Source organism: Streptomyces apricus, from assembly GCF_008369065.1.
GTDB lineage: Bacteria > Actinomycetota > Actinomycetes > Streptomycetales > Streptomycetaceae > Streptomyces > Streptomyces apricus.
This window is the reverse complement of the sequence record NZ_VDFC01000040.1, coordinates 665,686-671,575: the sequence shown is the minus strand read 5'-3', so window position 1 is coordinate 671,575 and position 5,890 is coordinate 665,686. Positions and strand designations below refer to the sequence as shown.

Here is a 5,890-nt window from a genome sequence, read left to right as displayed (position 1 = left end):
CTGCGGGTGCGTTGTGGCTGGTCGCGCAGTTCCCCGCGCCCCTTAAAAGCAAAAGATTGCGCAGTTCCCCGCGCCCCTTAAAGGCGAAGGACTGCCCCGGGCCCTACTCCTCCTGAGAAGTGGGGCCCGGGGCCGTCAGGGTGTGGGGGTCAGGATCGGGTGAGGTGGACCGCTACCGTTTCGCCGACCGTCGTCGCCTGGTCGTAGTCCGGGTCCGTCGCCGTCGCGCGGCCCTCGACCTCGACGTCACCCTTCTGGAAGGGGACCGAGCCGGTGGGCACGGCCGTACCGCTCCAGGCGGCCGGAGTGCCCGGGGTGCAGGACACCGTCGTGGAGAAGGAACCGCGGATGAGGTCCCGCTTCTTCACCTGCGTGACGTCGCCCGCCACGGTCACCCGCACCGGCTTGTTGCAGCTCACCGTGCCGTGCAGGGTGGCCTTGCCGTTGAGGGCGCTCGCGGTGCCGTCCAGGGCGATGCCGAGGTCCAGGCCCAGCTCGGCCGGCGGGGCCGGGTTCTCGATGTGGATCTCACCGCGCGCGGCCGCGGTGCCCCCCTCGCAGTGCTGCACGAAGGTGGCGTCGAGGTTCTTCACGTACCCCTGGGGGCCGAACTCCACCGCGGAGACGGTGAAGGTGCCGGTGAGCTGGTTGCAGCCGCGGCCGTTGCCGCCGAGCGACAGGCCCGGCTCGGTCCCCTCGTTGAAGGGGTAGCGGGTGGCCCCCGTGTAGGTCCCGGGAGCCAGCTTCTCGCCGGACGGCGCCGCGAGGTCCAGGGACCACCAGTCGCCGTTCGCCCCGTCCACGGAGACGCTGATCACCCCGTTGTCGGCGTTGGCGAAGGCACTCATGCGGTCCTGGGACGCCGTCGCGTAGGCGTAGGACCGGCCGCCGCTGATGTAGTCGTCCTCGTCACCGCCGAAGCTGAAGGAGCCCTCGGTGACGGGCAGGGCGTGCGCTTCGGCGCCGGAGAGCAGACCGGTGGTGCCGGCGGCCATGGCCAGCGCCAGCGCGAGGGTGGTGGTGGCACGTGCCAGGACGCGTTTGGGCAGGCTGAGATGCATGGGTGTTCCCCCTGGTGAGATGACGTGAGCCCCGTTCACCGACGTGGGTTCGTGCATATGCGTTCGAACGTTTGTCCGTGTGTTTTCGTCGGCGAGGTGAGTCTGCCAACCGGAAGGATCTACGACAACTGTGTTTCAGCTGTGATGAGTTGATGTTTCAGCCAACATCAGGGGCAGGCGTCGTAAGTCGGACAGGAGGGGGCGCAGCGCCTCGGGCGACCGCCGGCAACCGGCCCGCGTGGGCGGCCCGTGCGCGACACTCGTCCCATGCGTACTGCGTACAGCGTGGAGATGGTGCGGGCCGCCGAGCGGGAGCTCATGGCTCGGCTTCCGGACGGGGTGTTGATGCAGCGGGCGGCCGCCGGGCTCGCCGCCGCCTGCGCCGATGTGCTGGGGCGGGTATACGGCCGCCGGGTCGTGCTGCTCGTCGGCAGCGGGGACAACGGCGCCGACGCCCTCTACGCCGGCGCCCGGCTGGCGCGGCGGGGCGCCGGGGTCACCGCCGTCCTGCTCGCGCCCGACCGCACCCACCCCGAGGCCCTCGCCGCCCTGCGCCGCGCCGGGGGCAGGACCGTGCCGGGGGCGGACGCCGAGGAGCCGCTGCGCCGCGCCGATCTCGTCGTCGATGGGATCGTCGGGATCGGGGGGACGGGCGGGCTGCGCCCCGACGCCGCCGCGCTCGTCGACGTGATCGGCGAGACCCGTGCCGCCGTCGTCGCCGTCGACCTGCCCAGCGGCGTCGAGGCCGACACCGGCGAGGTGCACGGCAGCGCCGTGCGCGCCGACCTGACCGTCACCTTCGGCGCCCACAAGCCCGGCCTGCTCGTCGACCCGGCGCGCGAGTACGCCGGGTCCGTGCGGCTCGTCGACATCGGGCTCGCGTTCCCCGGCGAGGCGGAACTGGAAGCGTTGCAGCACGCCGATGTGGCCCGCCTGCTGCCCGTGCCGGCCGCCGAGAGTGACAAGTACCGGCGGGGGGTCGTCGGCATCGCTGCCGGGTCCTCCCGCTATCCCGGCGCCGCCGTGCTGGCCGTCGCCGGAGCGCTGCGGGGCGGCGCCGGCGCCGTGCGGTACGTCGGGCCCGCCGGGGACGCGGTGCTCGCCCGCTTCCCCGAGACCCTGGTGTCGACGGGGACGCCGGAGCAGGCCGGCCGGGTGCAGGCCTGGGTCGTGGGCCCCGGCGCCGGGGACGATGCCGACGCCGTCGCGGCCGTGCTGGGGACCGACGTGCCCGTGCTGGTGGACGCCGACGGGCTGCGGCTCGCGGACCGGGACGCCGTACGGGCCCGGCGCGCGCCCACCCTGCTCACCCCGCACGCCGGAGAGGCCGCCGCGCTGCTCGGCGTGGCGAGGGAGGAGGTGGAGGGGGCGCGGCTGCGGGCCGTACGGGAACTCGCCGAGCGGTACGCGGCGACCGTCCTGCTGAAGGGGTCGACGACGCTCGTCGCCTCCCCGGGCGACGGCCCCGTGCGGGTGAACCCCACCGGCACCGGCTGGCTGGCCACCGCGGGCAGCGGGGACGTGCTGTCCGGGCTGGCCGGGTCGCTGCTCGCCGCCGGGCTCGACGCGCTGGACGCCGGCAGCGTCGGGGCGTACCTCCACGGACTCGCCGGACGGCGCGCGGCGGACGGGGCGCCCGTGGGGGCGCACGACGTGGCCGAGGCGGTGCGCGAGGCCTGGCGCGACGTCACGGACTGAGGACGTGGTGCGGGTACGCGGAGGGTGGGGCGGGGGGCTCTGAGAGACTGGGCGCGATGACTGAGACAGCACCCGCGCGTGCCCGCGCCGAGATCGATCTGGCCGCCCTGCGGGCCAACGTGCGGACCCTGCGCGCCAAGGCGCCGGGCGCCGCCGTCATGACGGTGGTCAAGTCCGACGCGTACGGACACGGGGCCGTGCCCTGTGCCCGCGCGGCCCTCGACGCCGGTGCCACCTGGCTGGGCACGGCCACCCCCGAAGAGGCCCTCGCCCTGCGCGCGGCCGGTCTGACGGGCCGGATCATGTGCTGGCTGTGGACCCCGGGCGGCCCGTGGCGGGAGGCCGTCGAGGCCGACCTGGACCTGGGCGTCAGCGGGCTGTGGGCCCTGCGCGAGGCCGTGGGGGCGGCGCGGGCGACGGGGCGCACCGCCCGCGTCCAGCTCAAGGCCGACACCGGCCTCGGGCGGGGCGGCTGCCAGCCCGCCGACTGGCCCGAGCTGGTCGCCGCGGCGCGCCGGGCCGAGGCCGAGGGCCTGGTGGCCGTCACCGGCCTGTGGTCCCACTTCGCCTGCGCCGACGAACCGGGCCACCCTTCCATCCGCGCGCAGCTCACCGTCTTCCGCGAGATGGTGGCGTACGCCGAGGCGCAGGGCCTGCGCCCGGAGGTGCGGCACATCGCCAACTCGCCCGCCACCCTCACGATCCCCGAGACTCACTTCGACCTCGTACGGACCGGGATCGCCACGTACGGCATCTCGCCGAGCCCCGAGCTGGGCACCGCCGAGGAACTCGGGCTGCGGCCCGTGATGACGCTGTCGGCGTCGCTCGCGCTGGTGAAGCACGTACCGGCGGGCCACGGCGTCAGCTACGGGCACCACTACGTCACCACCGGCGACACCACCCTCGGCCTGGTCCCCGTCGGATACGCGGACGGCGTCCCGCGCCACGCCTCCGGCGCCGGACCGGTGCTGGTGGGCGGCAAGTGGCGGACGGTCGCGGGGCGGGTCGCGATGGACCAGTTCGCGGTCGACCTCGGCGGGGACGAGCCGCCGGTGGGCGACCGGGCGGTCCTGTTCGGGCCCGGCGACCGGGGGGAGCCCACCGTCGAGGACTGGGCGCGGGCCGCCGGCACGATCGGGTACGAGATCGTCACCCGCATCGGAACCCGCGTGCCGCGCGTCTACGTGAATGAAGAACAAGTGGGGTAGTCGGTAGTCGGTACCCACTACACACAGGTACCGGGCACGGCGGGCAGGGCAGAGCGGGGCAGGACACAGCGGGGCAGGGCACGGCGGTCGTGGGAGCGGCGGCGTGCGCGGACATGGGCCAGGGGCAGGACCCGGTGAAGAGGAGCGGTTCGTGAGCGAGAGCAGTGCGGAGGCAGCGGTGGAGGTGGCCGCGGCCGCGTCCTCGGCCGTCTCCGCGGCCGGGCCCGCGAGCTGGCGCCGGGCGGGCGTCGCCGGCGCCGCGATAGGCGTGGTCGCCGCGGGCGCCGCCGCCGGGGTCGCCGTGGAACGGCTCACGGTCGGCCGCGGCATGCGCAGGAAGGCGCGGCTCGCCCTCGACTCGGCCGGCCCGTACGGGGCACTGCGCGGCACGCCGGGCAAGGCGTCCGCCGACGACGGCACCGAGCTGTACTACGAGGTCGACGAGGTGGAGACCGACGACACGCTGGCCCCGCGCCGCCGCCGGCTCTTCGGCCGCAGGGCGCCCGCCCCGGTCACCGTCGTCTTCAGCCACGGCTACTGCCTCAGCCAGGACTCCTGGCACTTCCAGCGGGCCGCCCTGCGCGGGGTCGTGCGGACCGTCCACTGGGACCAGCGCAGCCACGGCCGGTCCGGGCGGGGCGTGGCGCAGACCGAGGACGGCATGCCGGTCACCATCGACCAGCTCGGCCGGGACCTGAAGGCCGTCGTCGACGCGGCGGCGCCCGAGGGCCCGCTCGTGCTCGTCGGCCACTCGATGGGCGGCATGACGGTGATGGCCCTGGCCGACCAGTACCCCGAGCTGATCCGCGAGCGCGTGGTCGGCGTGGCCCTGGTCGGTACGTCGTCCGGGCGGCTCGGCGAGGTCAACTTCGGGCTGCCCGTCGCCGGCGTCAACGCGGTGCGGCGCGTCCTGCCCGGTGTGCTGAAGGCACTGGGGCAGCGGGCCGAGCTGGTGGAGCGCGGGCGCCGCGCCACCGCCGACCTGTTCGCCGGGATCATCAAGCGGTACTCGTTCGCGTCCAGGGACGTCGACCCGGCGGTCGCGCGGTTCGCCGAGCGGCTGATCGAGGGCACGCCGATCGACGTGGTCGCCGAGTTCTACCCGGCCTTCACCGACCACGACAAGACCGCGGCGCTCGCCCGGTTCGCCGACCTGCCCGTGCTGGTCCTGGCCGGGGTCAAGGACCTGGTGACGCCCAGCGAGCACAGCGAGGCCATCGCCGACCTGCTGCCGGACGCCGAACTGGTGCTCGTGCCGGACGCCGGGCACCTCGTGATGCTGGAGCACCCGGAGGCCGTGACCGACCGGCTCGCCGACCTGCTGACCCGCGTCGGCGCCGTCCCGGCAGGGGCTACCGTGGGCGGTTATGGAAGCACCAGCAGCACCGCACGACGCGGTTGACCCCCTGGGAGCGCCGGAGCGCGCGGCCTCCCCGACGTCCTCCTTCCCGGCCGGCGCCTCGGTCGAGCTGACCGTCACCTCGCCCGAGCGGATGCAGGAGCTGGGACGCGGGCTCGCCGGACTGCTGCGCGCCGGGGACCTCGTGATGCTCACCGGCGAACTGGGCGCGGGCAAGACCACCTTGACGCGCGGGCTCGGCGAAGGGCTCGGCGTCCGGGGCGCGGTCACCTCACCGACCTTCGTGATCGCCCGCGTGCACCCATCCCTCGGCGACGGGCCGCCGCTGGTCCACGTGGACGCCTACCGGCTGGGGGGCGGGCTCGACGAGATGGAGGACCTCGACCTCGACGTGTCGCTGTCCGACTCCGTGATCGTCGTCGAGTGGGGTGAGGGCAAGGTCGAGGAGCTGACGGACGACCGGCTGCACGTGCTGATCCACCGGGCGGAGGGCGACACGACGGACGAGGTCCGGCGGGTGACGCTGCGGGGGGTCGGGGAGCGGTGGGGGGCCGGTGGGGGGC

At 74.9% G+C, this 5,890-nt stretch carries 5 protein-coding genes; 4 read left to right on the top strand and 1 reads right to left on the bottom strand.

All coding sequences use genetic code 11. From position 1 onward, the window contains the following. Positions 1 to 149: 149 nt before the first annotated feature. Complete coding sequence (locus FGF04_RS15935; protein ID WP_149511949.1) at positions 150 to 1,061, bottom strand: hypothetical protein; 912 nt, start codon at positions 1,059 to 1,061, stop codon at positions 150 to 152. A gap of 267 nt (positions 1,062 to 1,328) precedes the next feature. Here FGF04_RS15935 and FGF04_RS15930 point away from each other — a divergent pair, with 267 nt between their 5' ends. The 4 genes from FGF04_RS15930 to tsaE form a co-directional block, all read left to right on the top strand. Beyond that, positions 1,329 to 2,759, top strand: a complete 1,431-nt coding sequence (locus FGF04_RS15930) for an NAD(P)H-hydrate dehydratase (protein ID WP_149511948.1) — start codon at positions 1,329 to 1,331, stop codon at positions 2,757 to 2,759. A gap of 56 nt (positions 2,760 to 2,815) precedes the next feature. Continuing rightward, the gene (gene alr, locus FGF04_RS15925) at positions 2,816 to 3,967 is read left to right on the top strand and encodes an alanine racemase (RefSeq protein WP_149511947.1); all 1,152 of its coding nucleotides are present in this window, start codon (positions 2,816 to 2,818) and stop codon (positions 3,965 to 3,967) included. A 151-nt stretch (positions 3,968 to 4,118) separates the two neighbouring features. Further along, positions 4,119 to 5,369: an alpha/beta fold hydrolase gene (locus tag FGF04_RS15920; RefSeq protein ID WP_149511946.1), complete on the top strand. Its 1,251-nt coding sequence runs from the start codon at positions 4,119 to 4,121 to the stop codon at positions 5,367 to 5,369. Continuing rightward, positions 5,335 to 5,890: tRNA (adenosine(37)-N6)-threonylcarbamoyltransferase complex ATPase subunit type 1 TsaE (gene tsaE / locus FGF04_RS15915; protein ID WP_188114098.1), on the top strand; the 556-nt coding region annotated here is incomplete at its 3' end. The genes FGF04_RS15920 and tsaE, both read left to right, overlap by 35 nt.

Bases quoted from the DNA above. Each gene is read 5' to 3' on its own strand.
- alr (WP_149511947.1), top strand. From the start codon at position 2,816: ATGACTGAGACAGCACCCGCGCGTGCCCGCGCCGAGATCGATCTGGCC.
- FGF04_RS15930 (WP_149511948.1), top strand. From the start codon at position 1,329: ATGCGTACTGCGTACAGCGTGGAGATGGTGCGGGCCGCCGAGCGGGAG.
- FGF04_RS15935 (WP_149511949.1), bottom strand. From the start codon at position 1,061: ATGCATCTCAGCCTGCCCAAACGCGTCCTGGCACGTGCCACCACCACC.